This is a genomic window from Candidatus Borreliella tachyglossi (genome assembly GCF_003076595.1).
Classification (GTDB): Bacteria; Spirochaetota; Spirochaetia; order Borreliales; family Borreliaceae; genus Borrelia; species Borrelia tachyglossi.
In genome coordinates this window covers 402,398-425,881 of record NZ_CP025785.1, presented here as the reverse complement: position 1 = coordinate 425,881, position 23,484 = coordinate 402,398, and the positions used below count along the sequence as shown (strand labels likewise).

The following is a 23,484-nucleotide window of genomic DNA, read 5'->3' as shown; positions in this document are numbered from 1 at the left end:
TTCTTTAAAATTAGTGGATAGAAAATTGTTAACGGCATTCATAAATCTATCTTTTAGTTTAAATTTTTGGCATAAATTCTGTGCTAATTGATGCCTCGATACTATGATTAAATCTATAAATATCTTCCTAGATATTTTTTTAAAAAATCTATTGTAAGATACAAATATAATTTTAAACTAACTTATCAAAGTAAATATTATAGCAAAGATTCATATTAAAAATATGTTTGACATATTTCTAATATGAATATAAATTTAAGCTATGGATTTTGATTGTAATTTTATTAGAAGAATTATATCTAGACGATTTTTTGCTTTGTTTTTTTGTTTTTGTTCTTCTCTATGCTTTGGAGGGGGTGTTTTTTTCAAAAACTTAGGATTTTCGAATGATGGATTGTATTTTATGTTTGGTGAATATGGCTTTGAGGGTGAGAAATATTATTCCAAGGTGTATTTTGTAGATGTTTGGAGGAATGATTTTGTAAAACATGGAGTATATACTAGGATTTTCAATGAGCATATTGATCATACTGATACTGCTGAGAAGAGTCTTTATGAGCTTTTGAAAATAGTTGATTATAGGGTCAAGGATCTTAAAATAAATCATCTAAAAAAGGGTAGGAGTATTTATCTTTATGTTGAACATGGGGATTCCATAGAGAATTCTTTGGATTTTATTGATTTTCTGACAGGAAAGAGATATCTAGTTGCACTTAATAAGACATCTAGAGATTATCTAAGATCTTCTGCTTTCACTATTTCTTTATCCGTTGAGGATGACGGTGTTCGGATTAAAGACATACAGTGTATAGGAAGAGAAAATTATTATAGGAAAAATGTTCTTGATTATAAAATCAAGGAGATTTTTTTGTTTCCCAAGGAAGATGGCATTGTTTTTGTTGTAGAGAAAACTATGATAGATTTTTCGGGAAACAAATATAATCGTTTTATGGTTGAAATGCATAAATATTGAGTTTTATGATGAGTAGTTACTAAAATTTTTAGCAATGGCGAGGTTTATGGGTAATTTTATTGCTTCAAAAGAAGAGGAGTATTCCAAATGGTATTTAGATATAGTACAAGAGGCAAAGCTTGTTGATTATAGTCCTGTTAAAGGTTGTATGGTTATTATGCCTTATGGGTATGCTATTTGGGAGAGAATTAAAGGCGTCCTTGATGAGAAATTTAAGGAGACGGGACATGAGAATGCATATTTTCCATTACTTATTCCTTATGAATTTTTAGAAAGAGAAAAGAAACATGTTGAGGGATTCTCACCGGAACTTGCTGTTGTAACAACGGCTGGTGGCGAAGTATTGGCAGAGCCTTTGGTTTTAAGACCCACTTCTGAGACAATTATTTGGAATATGTACAGCAAATGGGTAAAGTCTTATAGAGATCTGCCTATTAAAATTAATCAGTGGGCAAATATTATTCGTTGGGAAAAGAGAACAAGACCGTTTTTACGTACTACTGAGTTTTTGTGGCAAGAAGGGCATACTGCACATGAGACTGAGGAGGAAGCTGAGAGTGAAACATTGTTTATTTTAAACCTTTATAAAAAATTTATTGAAGATTATTTAGCTATTCCTGTATTTTGTGGGCAAAAGTCAGAAAAGGAAAGATTTGCTGGAGCTGTGGCTACGTATACCATCGAGGCGTTAATGCAAGATAAAAAAGCTTTGCAAGCAGGAACATCTCATTATTTGGGATTAAATTTTGCAAAAGCTTTTGATGTTAGGTTTCAAAATAAAAAAGGCGAGATGCAGCATGTTTTTGCTACTAGTTGGGGAGTGTCAACTAGGTTGATTGGAGCATTGATTATGGTTCATTCTGATAATAAGGGGCTGATATTGCCGCCAAAGATAGCACCAATTGAGCTCATTATTATTCCTATTTTTAAAAGAGATGATGAAGTTAATAGAAGAATTCTGGAGTATGCTACTACCATTTTTGAACATTTAAAGAGAGAAAAATTTAGAGTTGATATTGATAAGGATATCAAAAATTCTCCAGGATTTAGATTTTCTTCTGCGGAACTTAAGGGCATTCCAGTACGAATTGAAGTAGGGTCTAATGATATTCTTATGGGCTGTGTCACCATTGCAAGAAGAGATAAGGACAAAACTTCTAAGTATCAGGTATCTGTTAAAGAGTTGTCATCTAAGCTTAAAGATGAGCTTGAGAGTATGCAGTGTGATTTATTTAGGAGGGCTTTAGAGTTTAGAAATCTTAATACCAAAGAAATCATGGGTGTTGGTGCGCACAGTTATGCTACTTTTAAGACCTATATTGACGAGCATTTAGGATTTGTACTCTCTTCATGGTGTGGAAGTGAGATGTGTGAAGAGAGTATTAAGAGTGATACTAAAGCTACAATACGATGTATTCCTGAAGATTTTAAAAATAGGTCTCTAGATAATTTAACCTGTATTTATTGCAATACAGAAGCTAAGTATCTTGTTTTATTTGCAAAATCTTACTAATTATTGATTCTAACTACCAAAGTTTAAGTTTCTTGTAGGTCATTGAAGTCTACTATATGCAGTATTGCAACATTGAATGTAAAGTCAATCATTAAGGCTAGAGACATTAATATTGGAAGTACTGGAGTTATGGTTGAGTAACTGAGTTCAATTCCTTTTGTATAAGTTGAACAGAGCATTGTAATTATATAAATTAAGCTGTTTGGTATGTGTGGAAATGCAAAAATAAAAATGAATGCTAATACGCTCATATAGCTTATTTCATAAATTGATATGGGCAAGCTAGAGTAAGATTTTAAAATAATAAAAAATGAAATTGTTGAGATAAAGATTGTCCCAAATTTAGAGATAAAATTAATTATTGGTATATTTGTAATTATTGATTTCTTTATGTTGATTCTTTCATTTTTAATGTCTTCTATTAAAATGGAGTAGGGGGCATAAGTGTCCATTGTTAAGCCCGCAAATATTATGTTTTGAATGGATATTAATATACTCTTGTATGCCAATTTAAGGTTTTTGGTCAAGTTATAGCTAATAATTGGAATTATTATTAGAATGATAATAATTGTCCATACTGAGAAAAATATTATGCTATTTAGATAGTATTGATAATTTTTAAAATTTCTTAAGTTGATAGTGTATGCTGCTGTGATGAAAATGACCCCAACATTTAATATGTTGACTACTATTCCGTTTGCATTGTAGAAAAGATTTGAGATGCTTAAAATAAGCTCCCTAGCCATTCTTCCCTTTTGTTTTGCATAGTAAAAACTAGTGCCAATAATGATTGAGATAATGTAAATACTTAAAAGGTTTGGGTTGCTACTTGTAATTATTGTAAGAATGTTTTTTGGAAAAAATGTTTCAAGAAATTCTGATTTATTAAATATGTATAAATTTTGAATATTTTTATCTAGTATTGGGATTCTTTGCGGCAGATATATTGTTGCAACTATAATGGATGTAATTACCCCTATAAAATTGATTAAGATTCCATAATAAATTGTTTTTCCAAATAGTTTTCTAAATTTTTTATTTTCAATAATATTTTCAATTCCGAGTGGAATTGAAAATATTAAAAAAGGAATTAAGGAAAAGTAAGCCAACCTTATGAAGATATGTGATAATGTGTTGTAACTTTCAGATGGAAAGAATAATCCAATTAATATTCCAATAGGTATAGTTAGAAAGAATTTTATTTTTGTATTCATAAGTTATTCCTTTAAAGGTCTTAAAAATTATCCTTATAGTTATATAAATCTTACTAGATTTTTTGGTAAATATAAAATTTTGGTATTACTATTTATTAGTAGAAGTGTTCACAATCCGATTCTTGGGGGAGTAAGGCCTTGTATAAGTATCCTGACTTAGTCAATACAGATTTGAATTTAGAATTGCCTGAAATTAGTATACTGGAGGAGGATGATAAGAAATTTTTTACTGATGATTATTATAAAAATCTTATTTTAAGCGATAAAGAGATTGGCTCTAGACTCCACAGGGTATTGTTAGATTATTTAAATCCTAAATCAGTAGATAATGGAGATAAGGCTACTAGATATAAGCAAATAGTTAGCATTTATTGGGATTTTTTAAAATCAATTGCTAAAAATGTTTTAAATTTGACGACTGAGCAAAAGGTTTTATTTAGATTTGCAGCTCTTCTTCCAAATGCTCTTGGAGATGAACTTAAGTCTTTAATTTCAAAAACCATTTGGGATAATAATTATAATGAGCCATTTATTTATTTTGATGAATGGATTTATGGTGTTCATGAATTCAAGGTAAGAAAACTTACAGTGGATGAACCAAGGGAAGACATTAAAGATGAAGATATGAAAAAGATATTATTTAATAGGCAAGACAAGATTTTAGCTAATATTGATTATGCAAAGAGTAGTCTTAAGAAAAGCGATATAGCAAGAATTGAAGCTACCCAAAGATTAAAAGATATGTTTAAATTTTTATTTTCTGATGTATCTAATAATGAGGTAGTTATGGATGAGTATGAGATAAGAGGGTTTTATTCTAATGATGTTTTAAAGCCTTTAAATTTTGCTTCTCATTACATTAATGATCTTATTAAGGCCAATAGGGAAATTGTGTCTTTGGTGTCTCAGCTTAGAGAGTCAAAGGAAGAGCTTATTGAGATTGAAAATAAGATGCAGGGTATGGATGAGCCCAGTGATTCCACTATTGCAGTTGAGGAAGTTGGATCTTTAATGAAAGCTAATAAGCTTACTATTGGATCTAGAGGAAATCATTTTCCAATATTACTTAAAACCAATGTGGTTATAAATCCTCAGGGTTTTGGTAGTAGAGAGAGAGTCATGCAGCTTGTCAGAGAGATTGAGAGTATTCAGCCTAAGATATTTCATAAAAATTATAGAGGGGATTTTTTAAGGATTGTTCCTTATTTTATATTAATACCATCTTATGGCGCGAGAGGGATTTGTTGGGAACCTATTGATATTAAAAATCGAGCTAAAGGACGAGGCAAGATATTAATACCTATGTATGCTAAGGATTTAAAAAAAGCCATTATTTTAGGTGTGGGAGATTTTATTTGGGAACTTGCAAAAGAGCAAGCATCATTTAGGTGGATGGAAACAGGGATAACTGGGCAATATTATGAATATTATACTAAATTTATTAGGAAGGGTAATGTTAAAAATTTCTTTCTAGATGATTATTTACTCTGGATAGATAAGGAAAGTAAGGGCGTTCAAAAGGTTGAAAAAATGGTTCGTGGAGTTATGTGGCGGAATGCTCCTTTTCCAAAAGATTTAAAGGAGCAGCTTAGTAGGAAATCTTTTGTATATAAGGATCTCTTCGATAAAGATAAGAATATTGAAATGTCGGATGGATATTAATTTATCTATATTGTTTTGTACTTCTGTAAGATACTTCTTATATTTTTATTTTTTAAACTTTTAATTTCTTTTCTGTATTCATCTTTGATATAAATATTGTTTTTAAGTAATAACTCGATTAGATCAATATTTTCAATTTCTATTGCAGCTTGTATGGGTGTTTTCCCGTCCTTAAGTGTAAAACTCAAATCAGCTCCATTTTCTTTTAAAAAATTAAATATTTCTTTGTTATTTAGGTATATTGCCCAAAATAGTGATGGATGCTCTGAGTCATCTATTCTATTAATGCTTATCCCATAGTCTATTAATATTTTTATAGTTTCTAAATCGTTGTTAATTATTGAAAACGATAATGGTGATATTTTATATTTAAAATTTATTTCTGCACCGATATTTAGAGCCATTAGAGTACCTTTTATGTTTTTAAAATATACAGACGTGATTAGAAAATCATTTTTTATTTTTTGCAGCGCTTTTAAAGTATTATTGTTATTTAAACTTATTGACTCTACGAAATTATCTAATTTTTCTTTATTTGTTTCATATTCCTTATCGCAAGGAGTATACAGTGTTTTTGTTAATTCTTTTATTATTGCTGTGTCTGCATTGGCATTTAAGGATACAGTGAATTGTGTTAATAATATTAATATTATTGTCATTGACTTTAACCTTTAAGCAATTTTTAATACTTTTTTACAAATATATTTTGACTAGACGGATCCTTGAAGAGTATTACTATAATTTTATTCTTGTCTTCAGTTATTATTAGATCGTCTTCCACATGCCTAGGATCTATAAATACGAGCTGTAATGCACTGTTGGTGTAGTCTAATAGGCAGAAATATTTTTTTCCTTCCTTAGTTATTAGTTTTATAGCGTTTTTATATGAAATTTGCAAACTTGGACTAAGTCCTACTACTTCAAAATTTCCAGAACTTGGGAAATTGTTAAATTGTTCGTTTGTTTTCCAAATAAATGTTTTATCTTTCTTAAATTCGATATCTCCATACTGTTCATTTATTAATGCCTTGTAAGATATTAATCTATCTATTAGTTTTTTATTTTGTTTTTCTGCTTCAAGAATAATTTTTTCAATGCTTTGTTCAATGATAACAAAGCTTACTTCAAAGTTATGCTCTCTAACTTTTACTAGTACATTATAGTGGTTTTGAGTATCTTTTTCTAAGCAAATAAAATCTTCCTCTGAATTTCTAGATCTGAATAGAAAGCCAGAGGGCTTTATCCCATCAACTACATCAAATTTGAAATCCAAATTTAACCCAGACATATTTATTTTGATTTCATTGTTAATAGTAAAAAATAGTCCATAATCTTCTCTTAATAAGTTGGAATTATAAGTACGATTAGAAAGCATTTTTGCATAATAGAGAGGTCTTAAATGTTTAATATTTTGGAATATACTAATTACTTCGTTCTGTGAATCTTGGTTTAGCTGGACTGTCAGTAGTGTGCCTGTAATATTATCGAAAATTTCGAGTGCATAGTCAAAGACATAACCTTTATAACCATCTTTTGTTAGGGTATACACCCATCTTCCTTGAAGTGAACCTGCTTCTGTTTTTTCACCAATGCTTATTATTTTCAAGATAGCATCTTTTGGGATTCGATATATTATGTTGTCTGTATAGTTGTCCGGAGAAGCTCTGAGAGGCAAGATGTCTTTTTTATTTATGGCATATTTGTTTATGTATGGTTTAATGTTTAGTCTGAATTTTTCTGCCTCTGCTTCCTCTTGAAACTCTTCTATTGTGAATTGATGTACTATAAATTTTGTTCCATTATAATCTATTGTTATTGTTTGTTTGCTTTGATTTAAGTTAGTATTTTTTATTTTTACAAGTGATCCATTTGGTAGTTTTTCTATATTATTTGAATCCAAGACAATTCCATATTTATTGCTTTTATTGAAACAAGATATAAACAATATGAGTAATGAAATATAGGTTAATTTTTTATTCATTTTGAAACCCTTAGCAATTTTTATTTATCTTAGGATGTGTTTTGCTATACGTGGCCTTTATTATATAATAAAAACGATGAAGTTGTTAATTCAAGCGTTTGGGCTGATGCTGATTTTTAGTTCTTGTAAGATTAAGCAAAGTGAGATTCAGAATCTTATGGGCCTGCTGGAAGAGTCGAGTAAGAATGGACTCGATAGATTTCTTATTATTGATAGAATAGCTAATATACACATTCGAAATAAAAATTATAAAAATGCTTTAATAACTGTAAATCACGGAATTACTAATGATGAGAGTAGGGAATATTATCCTTTGTATTTTTATTTGATGGGTAATGTATATGCTGCTATGAAGGAAGACTGGGTGGCTTTTACTTATTATAGATATGTTGTTGATAATTTTGATGATTATGTTTATGAGAATAGTTCTGTAAAGATAGAAATTGCAAAAAGGGTGGTAAGTTTAAATATTGATCCTAGCAATAAGGTTGGGTATTACAAATTATTACTTAATGGGGGTATCGATAGTCTTACAAATGAAGATAAGGGTAATTATTATTACAATCTTGCTCTAAACTTAGAGAGTATGCAGAATTATGAGGAGGCTTATTTTTATTATAAGAGGATGCTTTCAATACCGAGATCAGATTTAAGAATAGACTCAAGAGATTATTCTAATGTTATTACTAGGGTTAATTATTATGATAATCCGGAATTTGTAGTTTATAGAAATTTGAGTGACTTAATTCAAGATATTAAGAGATATATTTTTTCTGGGAATACTACAAAATTATTGAGCATAAGAGATAAACATAATTTTTTTATACAAAGCTGGGATCAAAAAGGTGGCAGAGGTAATCCAATTAATACAAATAGTTTTTTGACAACAATGATTAAACTTGGCAGTAGGCGAAAAAATGGGATACAGTTTGCGGATAATTTTGAGGCTGATTCTAGTAATGATATATCTTATCTTGAGTCTAGTGGATGGGAACACATTTGGGAGTGGTATTTTGTTTTAAAAAAGATTTCTTATCCAAAAGATCCAGAAATTAATAATGGCTGGGCTTGGATAGGAGTTTACTTAGGGAAAAAGTAGGGGGATTTAATGTGAAATTACTGATTATCCTTTTTAGTTTTTTATTTGTGTTTTATTCTAATGCCTCTGTTGTAAATGATACTGCTTCTGGGGCTAGTATAAAGAGAATAATTGATTGGAAAAAAAAAATTGTTTATTTTGATATTATTAAAACAGTGGATGAAGATAAATTTGGTAGAGTTGGACTTAATTCTACTTCTAGGTTGGTGTTAAGTATTAATGATTTTAAGGACTCTTTAATAAGGCAATCTCTTTTTGAAATGGTAATTGATTCTGATAATACTTTTAAGGATTATCTTGATTCAGAGCCCCATTTGATACTATATTTTTCAGGGCTTGATAGCATTTTAAAAAGGAGCTATGTAAAGTATTCAGAGGATTTAAAGAGCATAACTATTAGGTATGAGCTTAGTCTTTTTCCTGATTTTATTAATTTATTTTTATTTCACGATAAGTCTTATAAAGCTTTTTACCCATTTATGACTATGAGAGTTGATCAGTTTGCTTATACTGGAATTGTTATTTATGCAGGTGAAGATTATGAATCCACTTCGGGTACTGTTAAGTTAACGGATTCTTTTTTTATTAAGATTTATGATGAGAATATTAAACTTTATTTTGATAAAAGGATGGTTGAACCAGATGCATTAAGGAGATGGGGTATGCTTGAGTATACGAATGATATTGCTTATAGGAATGAGGATAGAATTGGGGATTATCCTTTAAGGTTGGTTGCTAAAGGGATTTATGGGAAGAATAATTCAGATATCATACTTGATGAATATTCTATTAATAAATTATTCTCAAATAAAAATAATGTTAATCTTTTAAGGGAAGGAAAGCTTATTATTATAAAGTAGGACGCTGAAAATATAATTTGGGTACTTGTCTTTTTTAAGATAATCAACTAACATGATATAAGAGTTTGTTTATAAGGGGAAGTAATGCCCTTGTAGCTCAGCTGGTAGAGCACCACCATGGTAAGGTGGGGGTCGTCGGTTCAAGTCCGATTGAGGGCTTTTTGTATTCAGGAGTGTTTTCATGAGTAAGAAGAAAGGTAAAGGTGCTGTTGAGCTTGTGGCTTTGGTATGTGAAGAAACAGGGATTAGAAATTATACGACTACTAAGAATAGACGCAATAAGCAAGAAAAATTAGAATTAATGAAGTATTGCTCAATTCTCAGGAAGCATACTCTTCATAAAGAAGGGAAGATAAAATAATTTTAAGTAAATAGGTCAGTAGTTCCAATGGTAGAACGGCGGTCTCCAAAATCGCATGTTGGGGGTTCGAGTCCCTCCTGGCCTGTTGTCTGCATGATTAAAGAGAGGCTTTTAGTGTTTAAATTTATTAAGGAGAGTGTCTTAGAGCTCAAAAAAATAACATGGCCTAAGTATGGCGAGGTAATAGGCCATGGGAAACAAGTTTTTTGGTTAGTTTTTTTTATTTCAATATTTTTAGGTGTGGTGGATTATGTTATGTATCTTGCTGTAACTTATATATTTTAAGGAAAGATTATGTCTAGAGCCTGGTATGTATTGCAAACTTTTTCTCAGTATGAGAAAAAGATAGAACAAGAAATAAAGTTTTTGATAGGTGAGGGCGCGTTTGGTAATGAGGTTTTAGATGTGAAGGCTCCTATTGAAAGAGTAGAGGAAATAAGGGGTGGAAAAAAACGGATGCGGGAAAGAAAGATTTGGCCAGGGTATATTTTGGTTGAGCTGGATCTTCCTGAGTTGGGATGGAAAGACACTGTGGCTAATATTATTAAGATTCAGGGTGTTGTAAATTTTGTTGGTACTAATAAAGAGCAAAAGCCGCTTCCTATTAGTGATGAAGAAGTTAAGAGTGTCTTTATGCTTACTGGAGAGATTAAGGCAGATAAGTCTATTTTTATACTTTATGATTTTGAAGAAGGAGAGAGAGTTAGAATTAAGGGGGGTCCTTTTGATTCTTTTGAGGGTGTTATTGGATCTATTGATTATGAGAAAAAGAAATTAAAAGTTGCAGTTCAGATTTTTGGGAGGTCAACTCCTGTTGAGGTTGATTTTCAACATATAGAGAAAATTTAATAATTAATGGGAGCCTAAAAGGCGTTATTACCATAGGGAGTTATTTTATGTCTAAGTCTAGAAAGAAGAAAGAGGTTGCGTGGATTAAGTTGCAGGTTCCAGCTGCTCAAGCTGCTCCAGGAGCTAAAATAGGTCAGGCTCTGGGACCTCATGGTGTTAGTGGTCCTCAGTTTGTGAAAGAATTTAATGAGAAAACAGCTAAAATGGAACCAGGAATTGTTGTTCCTGTTATCATTACTGTTTATAGTGATAAAAGTTTTTCATTTATTGTAAAAAGCCCTCCAGCTTCTGTTCTGATTAAGAAGGCTGTTGGGATAGAGACAGGTTCTAAGAAGTCTAATACAGATAAAGTTGGGACTATATCAAAAGAAAAGTTAATAGAAATTGCAAGAGTTAAAATGCCTGATTTGAATGCAAAAACTGAATTTGCAGCATTTAAAATCATTGCGGGGAGTGCGCGTTCAATGGGTGTTGAGGTGGAAAAATAATGGCTAAAGTTGGGAAAAAATATATTCAAGCTCTATCTAAAGTAGATAAACTTAAATCTTACAACATAGATGATGCGATATCTTTATTGAAGGAAATTAAATTTGTTAAATTTGATGAGACGGTAGATATATCTATTAATCTCAATTTAAAGAAGAATCATACAGTCAGAGATACAGTTGTTTTACCAAATCAGTTTATGAAAGAGAAGAGAATACTTGTATTTGCTAAGGGTGATAGAGCTGATGAGGCTAGAGAAGCTGGTGCTACTTATGTTGGGGATGATGATTTTATTAGTCAGGTTAAGGGTGGCTTTGATGATTTTGATATTGTTGTTGCAACACCTGATATGATGAGGGATGTGGGGAAGCTTGGGCCTATTTTGGGCAAGAGAGGGTTGATGCCAAATCCCAAAACACAAACGGTTACTAATGATTTAAGGGGTGCGATCGCTAGTCTTAAGAAGGGGCGTACAGAATTTAGGGCAAATAAAAATGGTGTAATAAATTTTTCTGTTGGTAAATCATCTATGGATAATAAAAAAATAAAAGAAAATTATGACGAGCTTATTAGGGAATTGCTTAAGAAACGACCAAGCGATTTGAAGGGTACTTTTGTGAATAGTGTCTATATTTCATCTACCATGGGACCTTCCATGAAGATTGATTTTGTTTAGGAGTTGGGTTATGAATGCAAAGATAAATCCTAAAAAGGTGGAAATGTTTAATTTATTTAAAGAATTTTTAGATGGGAAGGATAATATTTTTTTCTTAGATTATAGAGGATTGACAGTAGCACAGCTTAATGAGCTTAGAAATAGGATTGAAGGTGAGAAGGGTGCAGTAAAGATTGTGAAAAACAACATCATGAAGCGGGTTTTAAAAGATAAATACATTGAAGGCCTTGATTCTTATCTTTTAGGACCAACGGCTGTTGTTACGGCTATTGATGAGGCTAATGTAATTGCGAAGATTTTTTATGAGTTTGTTAAAACTAGTACTTTGAAGGTGAAGGGTGGTTTTGTTTTGGGCGAAGTCTACGATGAGCCTAAGCTTAATGAGTATAGCAAACTTCCTACTAAAAAGGAGGCTATTGCTTTGTTTGTAAGTGTGCTTAAGGCTCCGATTTCAAAACTCGCAAGAACATTGAAGGCTTTGTCTGATATTAAAATTTAATCAAAGCAGTGTTAGTCTTAATTGGGTGCATGCTATCACTGTTTAGAATAATATAAAAGGAGTTAAGTTAATATGGCACTAAGCAAAGAAGATATTTTAACATGGATTGAAGGTGCTAAAACAACTGAGGTTGTTGAGCTTATATCTGCTATTGAGGAAAAATTCGGAGTTACTGCTACTGCTGTTGCAGTTACTGCTGGATCTGGTACTGGTGGTGTCGAGGAGCAAACAGAATTTGATGTAATGCTTGTATCTTTTGGGGATAGTAAGATAAATGTTATTAAAGAAGTAAGAGGGATTACTGGACTTGGACTTGGAGAGGCTAAGGCATTAGTTGAAGCTGCTCCTAAGGCAGTTAAGGAAGGTATTTCAAAGCCAGATGCTGAGGAAATAAAGAAAAAGTTAGAATCAGTTGGTGCAAAAGTTGAGATTAAATAAAACATTAAAAATATATCAGATTTGTTATTCCGCATGTCATAGTGACATGCGGTTTATTGTGTCTTGAAAAAAAGGAGTCTTTTAATGGTAGAAAGGGTTCATCTGGGACAAGGAAAAGCCGAAGAAATTTTGGACTTACCTAACCTAATAGAAATACAATTGAATTCCTATGAGAAATTTTTGCAGCTTGAGAAGTTAAAAAATAAAAGACCTTTGCTTAATGAGGGACTTGAATCTGTTTTTAGAAATGTTTTTCCTATAAAAAGTAGCAATGGTGAAGTTGCTCTTGAGTATGAAAAATACTATATTGAGGACGATTCCCTTAATTTTATTGAAAAAGAATGCAAGAGAAAGGGTCAAAGTTATGAAGCTGTTTTAAAGATAAGGTTAAATTTGCAGTTTTTAACAACAGGAGAAATAAGACAAAAAGATGTTTATATGGGCACTATTCCTTTAATGACTGATAGAGGGACTTTTATTGTTAATGGTGCTGAGAGGGTAATTGTATCTCAGATTCATAGGTCTCCTGGAGTTGTTTTTTATAAGGAAAAGGATTTATATTTTGCTCGCATTATTCCTTATCGTGGTTCTTGGCTGGAATTTGAGATTGACTCTAAGAAAGATTACCTTTACGTTAAGATAGATAGAAAGAAGAGAGTACTTGTTACTCTCTTCTTGAGAGCTTTAGGTCTTGACACTAGAGAGAAAATAATTAGTACTTTTTATAATATTAGAAAAATTGAAGTCAATGAAGATACTAAAAGAGAAATCACAGGTCAATATTTAGCTGTAAATATCAATATAAAAGAGAATATGACTTATAGAGCAGGTGACAAAATCACTCTTCAGGATATTGAAGATTTCTTACAAAATGGAGTAAAAGAGATAGAGCTTATTGATTTTGATGGTTATGATAGTGTTCCTGGGAAGCATTATATCAGTTCTGATGTTATTTTGAATTGCTTTGAAAAAGAAGATGCTTATTTCTCCTTAAAAGATGGATTTAAAGAGCTTTCAAGAGAATCTGTAATGCTTGCGGTTTATAGTGTACTTTTGCCGGGTGAGCCTATATCAATTGACAATGCTGAAAATGATTTAAGAACTGTATTTTTTTCAGAGAAAAGATATGATCTTGGACATGTGGGTAGATATAAGCTTTCTAAAAAATTTGGACTTGATGATTTGACAACCCCAGTTCTTACCATTACGGATATTGTAAATACTATATCTCATCTTTTAAGAATATACGATGGACATGATATTCTTGATGATATTGATCATCTTGGAAATAGGCGAGTTCGATCTGTTGGTGAATTATTGACAAATATATATAAAGGTGCAATGTCAAGGGTAGAAAAGATTGCAAAGGATAGAATGTCTAATAAGGAGGTATTCAATCTAAAGCCTCAGGAATTAATAAGTGTTAAGCCTATTGTTTCTGCTGTTAAAGAATTTTTTGCAACTAGTCAGCTCTCACAGTTTATGGATCAGGTAAATCCTTTGGCTGAATTAACGCATAAGAGACGTCTTAATGCTTTGGGTCCTGGGGGACTTTCAAGAGAACGTGCAGGTTTTGAGGTGAGGGATGTGCATTATACTCATTATGGCAGGATGTGCCCCATTGAAACTCCTGAGGGACCGAATATTGGTCTTATTGTTTCTTTGGCTACTTATGCGAAGGTAAATGATTATGGTTTCTTGGAAACTCCTTATAGAAAGGTGGTTGAGGGTAGAGTTACTGATGAGATAAAATATTTGTCTGCAATTGACGAGGAGAAGAAGTGTATTGCTCAGGCAAATGCTACTGTTAGTGCTGATGGTAATTATATTGATAATTTAATTTCTGTTAGGGTTTCTGGTGATTATACTACAACGGTTCCTAAGGATATAGATTATATGGATGTTTCACCTAGGCAGTTGATTTCTGTCTCTTCGGCACTAATACCTTTTCTTGAGCACAATGATGCAAACCGTGCTCTTATGGGTTCAAATATGCAACGTCAAGCAGTGCCTTTGTTGTTTCCACAACCACCTATTGTTGGTACTGGGATGGAGAGAGTAGTTGCTAAAGATTCTGGTGTTGTTATTAAGGCGAAGAGATCGGGTACGGTTGTGTTGGCAACAAATAGAAAAATAGTTATCAGACCTGAGAATACTGATGATAAAAATGATTTCGATGAGTATGATCTTTCAAAATACGAGAGAACAAATCAGGATACTTCCTTTAATCAGTCAGTTTTGGTTAAAGAGCATCAGGAGATTAGTAGAGGTGAAATAATTGCTGATGGACCTGCTACTAGATATGGAGAGCTTGCACTCGGAAATAATTTGTTGGTTGGTTTTATTCCTTGGAATGGTTTTAATTATGAGGATGCTATATTAATTTCTGAGAGAATTGTAAAAGAAGACCTTTATACTTCAATTCATATTAAAGAGTTTAGCATTGAGGTACGGGAAACTAAGCTTGGGCCTGAGAAAGTTACAGCTGATATCCCTAATGTTAGCGGAAAGATACTAAACAAACTTGATGAAAATGGAATTATACGAGTAGGAACTTATGTAAAGCCAGGTGATATTTTAATTGGCAAGGTTACTCCAAAGTCAGAGGGAGACATTACTCCTGAATTTAAACTTTTAACATCGATTTTTGGTGAGAAGGCAAAAGATGTAAAGAATAATTCACTAAAAGTTCCGCATGGTACTGAGGGCACTGTAATTGATGTTCAAAGAGTCACTAAGGATGATGTTGGAAATCTTCCTCCTGGGGTTGATGAGATACTTAAGGTTTATATTGCTAAGAAGAGAAAACTTAAGGAAGGCGATAAGATGGCTGGACGACATGGAAATAAGGGTGTAGTTGCAAAAATTCTTCCAGTTGAAGATATGCCATATCTTGCAGACGGAACTTCTCTTGATATATGCTTAAACCCCTTGGGGGTGCCATCTCGTATGAATATTGGGCAACTAATGGAATCTCAGCTTGGTCTTGCTGGTAGGTATCTTAATGAATATTATGATGTTCCTGTTTTTGAATCTGCTACAAACGAACAAATCCAAGGGAGGCTAAGAAAGGCTGGATTTAATGAAACATCAAAAGAGATTTTATACGATGGGTATACTGGGGAAGCGTTTGAGAATGAGGTGATGGTTGGGGTTATATATATGCTTAAGCTTCACCACCTTGTCGATGATAAGATGCATGCAAGGTCTACGGGACCTTATTCACTTGTGTCTCAACAACCTCTTGGAGGGAAGGCACAATTTGGAGGTCAAAGGCTTGGGGAGATGGAAGTTTGGGCATTAGAAGCTTATGGAGCTGCACATACTCTTCAAGAGCTCTTAACAGTAAAATCAGATGATATGTCAGGGAGAGTGAAGATATATGAAAATATTGTTAAGGGCATCCCTACTAATGTATCTGGAATTCCTGAATCTTTTAATGTTTTGATGCAGGAGTTAAGAGGTCTTGGATTTGATTTATCAATTTATGATGATGGTGGAAATCAAATTCCTTTAACGGAAAAGGAAGAGGAATTGATTAATAAAACTTAGGTTTTGAGGTTTCTATGAAAGAAATAAAAGATTTTGAAAAAATAAAAATAAAAATAGCATCTCCTGAGCAGATTAGAAATTGGTCTTATGGTGAGGTTAAAAAGTCTGAAACTATTAACTATAGAACTTTGAGACCTGAGAAAGATGGGCTTTTTTGTGAGCGAATTTTTGGAACAACAAAAGAATGGGAATGCTATTGTGGTAAGTTTAAGTCAGTTAGATATAAGGGTATTATTTGTGATCGTTGTAATGTTGAGGTAACTCATTTTAAGGTTAGGCGCGAAAGAATGGGGCATATTGAGCTTTCAGCGCCTGTTGCTCATATTTGGTATTATAAGTATATTCCTTCTAGAATTGGTCTTTTGCTTGATATTACGGCTTCTAATTTAAATTCTATACTTTATTATGAAAAATATATTGTAATTGAACCGGGTGATACTGACCTTAAGAAAATGCAACTTTTAAATGAAGATGAGTATTCTGAATCAAGAGAAAGGTATGGGATGTCTTTTAATGCTTCAATGGGTGCTGAGGCAATTAAAACCTTACTTGAAAATCTTGATCTTGATGAGCTTTCATCTAGGCTTAGAGTTCAGATGATTGATAAAGACGACAAGACAGATAAAAAGCTTTTAAGGCGTCTTGAAATTATTGAGAACTTTAAAGTTTCTGGAAATAAACCAGAATGGATGATTATGGATGTTCTGCCTGTTATTCCTCCAGAAATTAGACCTATGGTTCAACTCGATGGGGGAAGATTTGCGACTTCTGATCTTAATGATCTTTATAGAAGAGTAATAAATAGGAATAATCGTTTAAGAAAACTATTACTTCTTAATGCGCCTGAGATCATTGTAAGAAATGAAAAAAGAATGCTACAGGAATCTGTTGATTCTCTTTTTGATAATTCACACAAGAGAAAAGTCGTTAAGGGTTCGTCAAATAGACCGCTTAAATCTTTGTCTGATGCATTAAAGGGTAAGCAGGGTAGATTTAGGCAAAACCTTCTTGGGAAGAGAGTAGATTATTCGGGTCGTTCTGTAATTGTTGTTGGACCTGAGCTTAAGCTTCATCAGTGCGGTATTCCTTCAAAGATGGCACTTGAGCTTTTTAAACCGTTTGTAATTAGAAGATTGATTGAGAGTGAATCTGTATTTAATATAAAAAGAGCAAAGAGTCTGATTGAGCAAGAAGTGGATGAGGTATGGCAGATTTTAGACGGTGTTATTAAGGAACATCCTGTACTTTTAAACCGAGCTCCAACACTTCACAGGCTGGGAATCCAGGCTTTTGAGCCAGTTTTGGTTGAAGGAAAAGCTATAAAGCTACATCCCCTTGTTTGTCATGCATATAATGCTGACTTTGATGGTGATCAGATGGCTGTTCATGTACCTTTAACTCCTGCGGCACAAGCTGAGAGTTGGGCGTTGATGCTATCAACTAATAATTTGCTAAATCCTGCAAATGGGCATCCTATTGTATTTCCATCTCAGGATATTGTTTTGGGGCTTTATTACTTAACTATGGAGAAAAAAAATGTAGCTGGTGAGGGTCGTAAGTTTTTAAATTTCAATCATGTTCTTCTTGCAATCAATAATAAAGCTTTAGATTATAATGCACGAATTTATGTAAAAGTTAATGGTGGATATATAGAAACTACATCGGGTCGTATTGTATTTAATGAGGCTTTACCAGATAAGATTGACTTTGTCAATAAAACTCTTAGTGATCATGAATTACAGGTTTTGATTTCTGAGGTATATGTGGCTCATGGTTCTTCTATTGTAATCGAGATGTTAGATATTATTAAGGAACTTGGATTTAAGTATGCTACTAAATTTGGGTGTACAATAAGTATGAGCGATATTATTGTGCCTGAAGAGAAGCGAGGATATGTAGATAAGGCTAATAGAGAAATTGCCAAAATTCAGAATGATTACACTAAGGGCGTTATTACTGGTGAGGAGAGATATAATAATGTTGTTTCTGTTTGGTCAAAGACGAATGAAGAGCTTACTACTAGGATGATGGAAATTCTTAAAAGAGATAGAGATGGATTTAATGTTATTTATATGATGGCTGACTCTGGTGCTCGTGGAAGTAGAAATCAGATAAGGCAGCTTGCAGGGATGCGGGGGTTGATGGCTAAAACCTCTGGAGATATTATTGAACTTCCAATTATTTCTAATTTTAAGGAAGGCCTTTCTGTAATAGAGTTTTTTATATCTACAAATGGTGCAAGGAAGGGACTTGCAGATACAGCCCTTAAGACTGCGGATGCTGGGTATTTAACTCGAAGGCTGGTAGATATTGCTCAGGATGTTGTTGTTAGAATAGAAGATTGTGGAACTATTAATGGTATAAAAGTTGAGGCCGTGAAGAATGGTGAGGAAATAATTGAGCCTTTAAGAGAAAAAGTTATTGGGAGTTATTCAATTGAGAGGATAAAAAATCCTATAACTGGCGAGATTGTTTTGGACGTTAATGAGGAGATTACAGAAGATAAGATAAGATTATTGGAAACTGTTGGTATTGACAAGCTTGTCATTAGGTCTGTTTTGACTTGTGAGGCTGAGCATGGGGTTTGTCAAAAATGTTATGGGCGGGATTTTTCTAATAATAAGCCCGTTAATATTGGAGAGGCTGTTGGAATAATAGCCGCGCAGTCAATAGGTCAACCAGGAACACAGCTTACTATGAGAACTTTTCACATTGGGGGTGTTGCACAGGCCGGTAGTGAGGATGATAAGATATCACTTAAAAACGCTTTTATTCTTAATGGGTTGGAGGGTTTTAATGTTAAGATTGATAATGATTTACTTTTTACAAGAAAGGGAACTTTAAGGATAATAAATGTTATTTATGAAGAAGATATTAAGTCAATTAAAGAGATTAAGGTCGTAGATGCTCAAAAGGTAATTAAGGGTATGCCTTTATTTGTGAATAAAAAAGGTGTGGATATATTATCATCTTATATTGGTTATATTAAAATTAAAGATGATAAATTTATGATTGTCTCTGAGGAACAAGAGGTTCCTTTAAAAGCTGGTACAAGACTTGAAATTAATGTAGGCGATTATGTTGAGGCTGGGCGTGTTATTGGAACATTTGATCCATTTGCAGAACCAATTATTGCTGAGGCTAAAGGAAAAATTAAATTTAAGGATGTTATTTTGGGGACAACTCTTAAGGAAGAAATAAATCTTGAAACGGGGAATATTGAGAAGAGAATTACAGATCAGATTTTTGAGTCTTTGGATCCCAGAATTTTAATTGTTGATGGTAGAGGGGTTGAGATTTCATCTTATGTACTTCCGGGAGATGCTTATCTTCAAGTTGAGGATGGACATGATATTAATATAGGGGATGTTATTGCTAAGCTTTCTAAGGGTTCTGAAAAAACTCAGGATATTACGGGTGGTCTTCCTAGGGTTAACGATTTATTTGAGACAAGAATTCCAAAGAATTTGACCGAGATGGCTAAGGTAAGCGGAGTTACTCAGTTTAGGGCAATTCAGAAAGGTAAAAGACTTATTAATATTTTAGATGAATATGGAGTTGAGCATAAGCATTATATTCCCGCTGGAAAACACTTATTAGTTAGAGATGGAGATATTGTGAAGGCTGGTGATATGCTTTGTGATGGGCGGATTAATCCTCATGATGTTCTTGAAATTCTTGGTGGAATTAGTTTACAGGAATTTTTATTAGAAGAAATTCAGGATGTTTATCGAAAGCAAGGTGTAAGCATTAATGACAAACATATTGGTGTGATAATTAAACAAATGATGAAGAAAGTTAAGATTGTATCCGTAGGTGATACTAATTTTGTTTATAATCAAAAGGTAGATAAGCATACTTTTTATGAGCAAAATAAGAAAGTAATTGAGCAGGGTGGTGAGCCTGCTATAGCTAGTCCAATCCTTATCGGAATAACAAAGGCATCTCTTAATATAGATTCATTTATTTCAGCTGCCTCTTTCCAAGAAACAACTAAGGTTTTAACGGATGCTTCTATTGCAGGTAAGGTTGATGACCTTAAGGGGTTGAAGGAAAATGTTGTAATTGGTCATTTAATTCCTACTGGAACGGGTATGAGCTTATATAAGAGGATTAAGGTGGTGGAAAATACAGGTTATAAGGTTTAACTTGAAAATAAATCGTATATTTGCTAACATTTTATTGGTAAGTTAGGAAAAGGAGAGCACAATTAATGCCTACAATCAATCAACTAATTAGGAAACCAAGAAAGGGTCAGAAGGGAAAGACAGCATCTCCTGCGCTTCAAAATTGTCCTCAGAGAAGAGGGATTTGTACTCGTGTGATGACAGTTACACCCAAGAAACCCAATTCAGCTTTAAGAAAGGTGGCTCGTGTTAGGCTTTCTAATGGGTTTGAGGTAACTGCTTATATTCCAGGAATTGGCCATAATTTGCAAGAGCATTCAGTTGTTCTTATTAGAGGCGGGCGAGTTAAAGATTTGCCAGGCGTTAGGTATCATATTATTCGGGGAGCTAAGGATACGCTTGGTGTTAATAATCGTAAGAAAGGGCGCTCTAAGTATGGAACGAAAAGGCCTAAGGCTTAAGAGGTATAAATTAGATGTCAAGAAAAAGTAGAAAAATTAAGAAAAAACTCTTTACAGATGCTAAATATGGCTCTAGGATTGTTGCTAAATTTGTTAATAGAATGATGTATGATGGGAAAAAATCAATAAGTGAAGCTATAATTTACAATTCAATTGATATCCTTGCGGAAAGGCTTGAGGAGACTGACAGAGTGGCTGCTTTTAGTAAGGCCTTGGATAATATTAAACCTTTGGTAGAAGTTAGAAGCAGAAGAGTTGGCGGTGCTACTTATCAGGTACCAGTTGAAGTTAGAGAGGAGAGGCGTGAGGCTTTGGCGATGAAGTGGATTATTTCAGCTGCTCGAAAGTCGAGTGGAAGGTCTATGCAAGAAAAGTTGGCAAATGAACTTGTTAATTCTTATAATTCGGCAGGGGTTGCTTTTAAAAAGAAAGAAGATACTCATAGGATGGCGGAAGCAAATAGAGCTTTTACACATTATAGATGGTAATAAAAAAACACCTTTAGGGGTGTTTTTTTATTGCGAATATAATGGTTCGATATAATTGGTTGGAGGTTAATTTATGTTAAAAAAAATTGTATTACTTTTTTTATGCTTGGGTTGCTCAAGTCCACAAAATGAAGTTTCACTATCTAGTACTATTTCTGTCATAGTTGATGGGGTTTTTGATGATAGAGGTTTCAATGAGAGTTCTTCAAAGGCATTAAAACAACTTGAAAGAGAGTTTGGAGTTAATATAATTGAGAAAGAATCTAAGGCTTCTGATTATTTGGGTGATATTGGTACATTGGAAGATGGAGGGTCTAGCCTGATTTGGGGACTTGGTTTTAAGTTTACGGATGTATTTCTACAAAAAGCAAGAGAAAATTCTGATGTTAATTATGCCATCATTGAGGGTTCTTACGCGGAAGATAGTGAGTTGCCTAAAAATTTAGTGAATGTGAATTTTAGATCTGAGGAGGGGGCATTTTTAGCTGGGTATATTGCGGCTAAGACTTCTAAGACAGGTAAGATTGGGTTTTTAGGTGGGATAGAGGGCGTAGTAATTAATTCGTTTAGGTATGGGTATGAAGCAGGTGCTAAATATGCGAATAGGGATATTAAGTTAAATTCCCAATATGTTGGAACATTTACTGATCTTTCACTTGGACGCTCAATAGCGAGGAAGATGTATACAGATGGAGTAGATATTATATTTGCAGCAGCAGGGTTATCAGGACTTGGAGCTATTGAGGTTGCAAAAGAGCTAGGTGGAGGTCATTATGTTATAGGAGTTGATCAAGATCAGTCATATCTTGCGCCTGAGAATGTACTTGTATCATATGTCAAAAGGGTTGATATAGTGATATTTGATTTGACAAGATCTTACTTAGACCATGGCAAATGGCATGGTGGGGATAGTTTAGAGTTTGGCCTTAAAGATGGTGCCCTTGATTTAATCTTTAATAAGTTGATAAATTTGGATTTAACAGAGAGCTATGATGGTCTATTAGAAGCTAGGAATAAAATAATCAATCATGAGATTAAGGTTCCAAAAGATGAAGTATCTTATAATGCTTTTATTTCGAAACTTATTAAATAAGAGGTATTATAATATAAGTTATAGTACCTCGAATCCTTGTATGAGGGGATTCCATGTATATGGGGAAATTCATATTTATTTTCTTTTGTGTTAATTTTTAGGATGTGGTAAAAAGTTATCCACTTCTGAGTCTTTAAATAGGTCTTAAGATTTAAGGAGAGGAAATTTATTATTTTATTTTTATTATTTATGTGTTGTTTTAAGTCAAGAGAATCTTCTTATATATCTTCTGGTGGGAAAGCTATTATGGGAATTGTGGCTGAATCTGATTTTTATGACAAGGGATATTTTCAGAGTGCTATTGAGGGAGCCATAAGAGTAAGGGATGAGCTTGGTATCAAGCTTATGCCAAAGGTTTTAACACCTTACCCTGTTGAAGGCAATATACAATTTCTCAGTATGCCATCAGAGATAAAAGATTTGATGGTGGTAGGATTATTGAACAAGGAATAAAGGAGGGTGCTATTGATATTATTAAAGACCCAGATGTGATTGGTGATAAGTTAGTTGACGATCTTATAAAGATTCAGGGCAAGATAATTGACGGTGAACTTATAGTTCCTTCTACTAAATATGAACTTGATTTATTTAAGTCAAAGGTATAGACTACTTAGACAAACTTAAATAAATTTATATTTAAAAGGAAAATGCATTATGAGAGCTTTATTTTTGATTTTTTGTGTTCTTTGCGTATCATGTTCTGATACTAAAGTTGGAAGTGGGGTTGTTAAGATTTCTGTAATAACTGAGGGGTATCTTGATGACAAGTCATTTAATGAGAGTGCTTGGAAGGGCGCTAAGAGGGTTGGGGAAGACTTTGGAGTAGAAGTTATTCCTAAGGAGTCTACTCCTAATACGTATTTAGCTGATATTGAGGCATTAAAAGATAGTGGATCAAATTTTATTTGGCTCATTGGATATAAGCTTAGTAATTTTGCTATTACTGTTGCTTTAGAGAATCCAGATGTTAGATATGCAATTATAGATCCTGTTTATGGCAGTGATGAAGTTATACCTGATAATTTAGTAGCTGTAACATTTAAAAATGAGGAGGGGGCATTTTTGGCTGGATATTTAGCGGCTAAGACTTCCAAAACAGGTAAGATTGGATTTTTAGGTGGGATAGAGGGTGTAATAATTAATTCGTTTAGG

Annotated in this window: 23 protein-coding genes and 2 tRNA genes; 22 read left to right on the top strand and 3 right to left on the bottom strand. The window is 33.1% G+C overall.

The window, feature by feature from the left end; genetic code table 11:
- The first annotated feature begins 262 nt into the window (after positions 1-262).
- Together CR532_RS02065 and proS are read left to right on the top strand one after the other, a co-directional pair.
- Positions 263-973 (top strand): DUF2259 domain-containing protein, encoded by a 711-nt coding sequence (locus tag CR532_RS02065; RefSeq protein WP_234416411.1) that lies wholly within the window; start codon positions 263-265, stop codon positions 971-973.
- A gap of 46 nt (positions 974-1,019) precedes the next feature.
- On the top strand, positions 1,020-2,486 hold the full coding sequence (proS, locus tag CR532_RS02060; protein ID WP_108729180.1) for a proline--tRNA ligase: 1,467 nt from the start codon (positions 1,020-1,022) through the stop codon (positions 2,484-2,486).
- 23 nt (positions 2,487-2,509) lie between these two features.
- Here the strand turns inward: proS and CR532_RS02055 are convergent, their stop codons facing one another.
- On the bottom strand, positions 2,510-3,700 hold the full coding sequence (locus tag CR532_RS02055) for a dicarboxylate/amino acid:cation symporter (protein ID WP_108729179.1): 1,191 nt from the start codon (positions 3,698-3,700) through the stop codon (positions 2,510-2,512).
- 138 nt (positions 3,701-3,838) lie between these two features.
- On the opposite strand from CR532_RS02055, the gene CR532_RS02050 reads away from it, so the two are divergent.
- Positions 3,839-5,362 carry a DUF8510 domain-containing protein gene (locus CR532_RS02050; RefSeq protein WP_108729178.1) on the top strand — a complete coding sequence of 508 codons (1,524 nt, stop codon included), beginning with the start codon at positions 3,839-3,841 and terminating at the stop codon, positions 5,360-5,362.
- A 5-nt stretch (positions 5,363-5,367) separates the two neighbouring features.
- On the opposite strand, the gene CR532_RS02045 is transcribed toward CR532_RS02050, so the two are convergent.
- Entirely contained in the window at positions 5,368-6,021 is a 654-nt protein-coding gene (locus CR532_RS02045; RefSeq protein ID WP_108729177.1) for an ankyrin repeat domain-containing protein, read from the bottom strand.
- A gap of 23 nt (positions 6,022-6,044) precedes the next feature.
- The gene (locus tag CR532_RS02040) at positions 6,045-7,343 is read right to left on the bottom strand and encodes a hypothetical protein (protein WP_108729176.1); all 1,299 of its coding nucleotides are present in this window, start codon (positions 7,341-7,343) and stop codon (positions 6,045-6,047) included.
- A gap of 76 nt (positions 7,344-7,419) precedes the next feature.
- On the opposite strand from CR532_RS02040, the gene CR532_RS02035 reads away from it, so the two are divergent.
- The 19 genes from CR532_RS02035 to CR532_RS05425 all read left to right on the top strand — a co-directional run.
- Positions 7,420-8,442: a hypothetical protein gene (locus CR532_RS02035; RefSeq protein ID WP_199911301.1), complete on the top strand. Its 1,023-nt coding sequence runs from the start codon at positions 7,420-7,422 to the stop codon at positions 8,440-8,442.
- A gap of 11 nt (positions 8,443-8,453) precedes the next feature.
- Positions 8,454-9,302, top strand: coding sequence for a TP0624 family protein (locus CR532_RS02030; RefSeq protein WP_199911300.1), 849 nt, complete (start codon positions 8,454-8,456; stop codon positions 9,300-9,302).
- Positions 9,303-9,388: 86 nt separating this feature from the next.
- Positions 9,389-9,461 (top strand) — tRNA-Thr (locus CR532_RS02025).
- 22 nt (positions 9,462-9,483) lie between these two features.
- Complete coding sequence (gene rpmG, locus CR532_RS02020) at positions 9,484-9,663, top strand: 50S ribosomal protein L33 (RefSeq protein WP_108729174.1); 180 nt, start codon at positions 9,484-9,486, stop codon at positions 9,661-9,663.
- Positions 9,664-9,675: 12 nt separating this feature from the next.
- Positions 9,676-9,748 (top strand) — tRNA-Trp (locus CR532_RS02015).
- A 29-nt stretch (positions 9,749-9,777) separates the two neighbouring features.
- Positions 9,778-9,948 (top strand): preprotein translocase subunit SecE, encoded by a 171-nt coding sequence (gene secE, locus CR532_RS02010; RefSeq protein ID WP_108729614.1) that lies wholly within the window; start codon positions 9,778-9,780, stop codon positions 9,946-9,948.
- Between the two features lie 9 nt (positions 9,949-9,957).
- Positions 9,958-10,512, top strand: coding sequence for a transcription termination/antitermination protein NusG (gene nusG / locus CR532_RS02005; protein ID WP_108729173.1), 555 nt, complete (start codon positions 9,958-9,960; stop codon positions 10,510-10,512).
- 47 nt (positions 10,513-10,559) lie between these two features.
- Complete coding sequence (gene rplK / locus CR532_RS02000; RefSeq protein ID WP_108729172.1) at positions 10,560-11,000, top strand: 50S ribosomal protein L11; 441 nt, start codon at positions 10,560-10,562, stop codon at positions 10,998-11,000.
- Positions 11,000-11,674 (top strand): 50S ribosomal protein L1, encoded by a 675-nt coding sequence (gene rplA / locus CR532_RS01995; RefSeq protein WP_108729171.1) that lies wholly within the window; start codon positions 11,000-11,002, stop codon positions 11,672-11,674. The genes rplK and rplA overlap by 1 nt, the downstream gene beginning before the upstream one ends.
- Positions 11,675-11,684: 10 nt before the next feature.
- Positions 11,685-12,173 (top strand): 50S ribosomal protein L10, encoded by a 489-nt coding sequence (rplJ, locus tag CR532_RS01990; RefSeq protein WP_108729170.1) that lies wholly within the window; start codon positions 11,685-11,687, stop codon positions 12,171-12,173.
- Between the two features lie 72 nt (positions 12,174-12,245).
- Positions 12,246-12,611, top strand: a complete 366-nt coding sequence (gene rplL, locus CR532_RS01985) for a 50S ribosomal protein L7/L12 (RefSeq protein ID WP_108729169.1) — start codon at positions 12,246-12,248, stop codon at positions 12,609-12,611.
- An 84-nt stretch (positions 12,612-12,695) separates the two neighbouring features.
- Positions 12,696-16,163 (top strand): DNA-directed RNA polymerase subunit beta, encoded by a 3,468-nt coding sequence (gene rpoB / locus CR532_RS01980; RefSeq protein WP_108729168.1) that lies wholly within the window; start codon positions 12,696-12,698, stop codon positions 16,161-16,163.
- 14 nt (positions 16,164-16,177) lie between these two features.
- Positions 16,178-20,311: a DNA-directed RNA polymerase subunit beta' gene (gene rpoC / locus CR532_RS01975; protein WP_108729167.1), complete on the top strand. Its 4,134-nt coding sequence runs from the start codon at positions 16,178-16,180 to the stop codon at positions 20,309-20,311.
- A gap of 65 nt (positions 20,312-20,376) precedes the next feature.
- Positions 20,377-20,751 (top strand): 30S ribosomal protein S12, encoded by a 375-nt coding sequence (gene rpsL, locus CR532_RS01970; protein WP_108729166.1) that lies wholly within the window; start codon positions 20,377-20,379, stop codon positions 20,749-20,751.
- Positions 20,752-20,765: 14 nt separating this feature from the next.
- Positions 20,766-21,239 (top strand): 30S ribosomal protein S7, encoded by a 474-nt coding sequence (gene rpsG / locus CR532_RS01965; RefSeq protein WP_108729165.1) that lies wholly within the window; start codon positions 20,766-20,768, stop codon positions 21,237-21,239.
- A 73-nt stretch (positions 21,240-21,312) separates the two neighbouring features.
- Positions 21,313-22,332, top strand: coding sequence for a BMP family lipoprotein (locus CR532_RS01960; protein WP_108729164.1), 1,020 nt, complete (start codon positions 21,313-21,315; stop codon positions 22,330-22,332).
- 189 nt (positions 22,333-22,521) lie between these two features.
- A complete protein-coding gene (locus CR532_RS05490) occupies positions 22,522-22,785 on the top strand; it encodes a hypothetical protein (RefSeq protein ID WP_311196359.1) in 264 nt (87 codons plus the stop codon).
- Entirely contained in the window at positions 22,722-22,937 is a 216-nt protein-coding gene (locus tag CR532_RS05485; protein ID WP_311196362.1) for a BMP family ABC transporter substrate-binding protein, read from the top strand. The genes CR532_RS05490 and CR532_RS05485 overlap by 64 nt, the downstream gene beginning before the upstream one ends.
- 49 nt (positions 22,938-22,986) lie before the next feature.
- Positions 22,987-23,484, top strand: a 498-nt coding sequence (locus CR532_RS05425; RefSeq protein WP_234416410.1) for a BMP family ABC transporter substrate-binding protein, incomplete at its 3' end; no start/stop codon positions are given.

What these genes read in the sequence shown, in the direction of transcription:
- CR532_RS02065 (WP_234416411.1), top strand. Translation starts at nt 263, where the DNA reads ATGGATTTTGATTGTAATTTTATTAGAAGAATTATATCTAGACGATTT.
- proS (WP_108729180.1), top strand. Translation starts at nt 1,020, where the DNA reads ATGGGTAATTTTATTGCTTCAAAAGAAGAGGAGTATTCCAAATGGTAT.
- CR532_RS02055 (WP_108729179.1), bottom strand. Translation starts at nt 3,700, where the DNA reads ATGAATACAAAAATAAAATTCTTTCTAACTATACCTATTGGAATATTA.
- CR532_RS02045 (WP_108729177.1), bottom strand. Translation starts at nt 6,021, where the DNA reads ATGACAATAATATTAATATTATTAACACAATTCACTGTATCCTTAAAT.
- CR532_RS02040 (WP_108729176.1), bottom strand. Translation starts at nt 7,343, where the DNA reads ATGAATAAAAAATTAACCTATATTTCATTACTCATATTGTTTATATCT.
- CR532_RS02035 (WP_199911301.1), top strand. Translation starts at nt 7,420, where the DNA reads ATGAAGTTGTTAATTCAAGCGTTTGGGCTGATGCTGATTTTTAGTTCT.
- rpmG (WP_108729174.1), top strand. Translation starts at nt 9,484, where the DNA reads ATGAGTAAGAAGAAAGGTAAAGGTGCTGTTGAGCTTGTGGCTTTGGTA.
- nusG (WP_108729173.1), top strand. Translation starts at nt 9,958, where the DNA reads ATGTCTAGAGCCTGGTATGTATTGCAAACTTTTTCTCAGTATGAGAAA.
- rplK (WP_108729172.1), top strand. Translation starts at nt 10,560, where the DNA reads ATGTCTAAGTCTAGAAAGAAGAAAGAGGTTGCGTGGATTAAGTTGCAG.
- rplA (WP_108729171.1), top strand. Translation starts at nt 11,000, where the DNA reads ATGGCTAAAGTTGGGAAAAAATATATTCAAGCTCTATCTAAAGTAGAT.
- rplJ (WP_108729170.1), top strand. Translation starts at nt 11,685, where the DNA reads ATGAATGCAAAGATAAATCCTAAAAAGGTGGAAATGTTTAATTTATTT.
- rplL (WP_108729169.1), top strand. Translation starts at nt 12,246, where the DNA reads ATGGCACTAAGCAAAGAAGATATTTTAACATGGATTGAAGGTGCTAAA.
- rpoB (WP_108729168.1), top strand. Translation starts at nt 12,696, where the DNA reads ATGGTAGAAAGGGTTCATCTGGGACAAGGAAAAGCCGAAGAAATTTTG.
- rpoC (WP_108729167.1), top strand. Translation starts at nt 16,178, where the DNA reads ATGAAAGAAATAAAAGATTTTGAAAAAATAAAAATAAAAATAGCATCT.
- rpsL (WP_108729166.1), top strand. Translation starts at nt 20,377, where the DNA reads ATGCCTACAATCAATCAACTAATTAGGAAACCAAGAAAGGGTCAGAAG.
- rpsG (WP_108729165.1), top strand. Translation starts at nt 20,766, where the DNA reads ATGTCAAGAAAAAGTAGAAAAATTAAGAAAAAACTCTTTACAGATGCT.
- CR532_RS01960 (WP_108729164.1), top strand. Translation starts at nt 21,313, where the DNA reads ATGTTAAAAAAAATTGTATTACTTTTTTTATGCTTGGGTTGCTCAAGT.
- CR532_RS05490 (WP_311196359.1), top strand. Translation starts at nt 22,522, where the DNA reads ATGTGTTGTTTTAAGTCAAGAGAATCTTCTTATATATCTTCTGGTGGG.